This is a genomic window from Parendozoicomonas verongulae (genome assembly GCF_009711465.1).
Taxonomy (GTDB): Bacteria; Pseudomonadota; Gammaproteobacteria; order Pseudomonadales; family Endozoicomonadaceae; genus Sansalvadorimonas; species Sansalvadorimonas verongulae.
In genome coordinates, this window is sequence record NZ_SMME01000520.1 from 1 (window position 1) to 610 (window position 610).

At 49.8% G+C, this 610-nt stretch carries 1 protein-coding gene; it reads left to right on the forward strand.

The window, feature by feature from the left end:
• Nucleotides 1–204: hypothetical protein (locus tag E1189_RS24660; protein WP_230459938.1), on the forward strand; the 204-nt coding region annotated here is incomplete at its 5' end.
• Between the last annotated feature and the right edge of the window lie 406 nt (nucleotides 205–610).

Genomic DNA, 610 nt, shown 5'->3' on the forward strand with positions numbered 1-610 from the left:
GCATCCGTCTTGGTCACAGACAAAGAGCCTTTTCCTTGTGTGGACTCTCAGTGTGTGCATCCCGGAGATGTTCACGAGCCGCTGATCGCTGTCAGAGTGGCTCTGACTCACTTCAGTGAAAGTGCCATCTGTATCGAATGTACACCCCCCTGCACTGGCGAAAAGAGCACTCTGAAAGACATCATCCTGCAACAAATCCGATAACTTTGAAAGTGGAGGGGCATCTTGCTCCAAGCCCGACAACTCTGGGAATAGATTCTCCAGAAGGGTGGGTGAAGACGGAGGAGTGCATAACATGTCAGGAGCTTCATTATTAATGGAAGTGGTAGATGGATTCCTGATCCATGTTGTGGTGTCCAGTTCAACTGCCAGATGTTGTACAGCCGTTGATTCCGTGAGTGTGACTTGGGTTCCTTGTTTTTTCCCACGGCAATGCACAAGGTGGCGTTCAGCAGACTTGTTGACGGTGCAAGATGTGGTTTCACCGGGGTGGATATATGTGCTGTCCGCGGGGAGTATGGCAATGCTGCCAGCCGATATTACATCTAATGACCGTAACGTAATAAGGTGAAGAGAACTGCTCTTGTCTCCTGATGCATAGGTGGCAGAT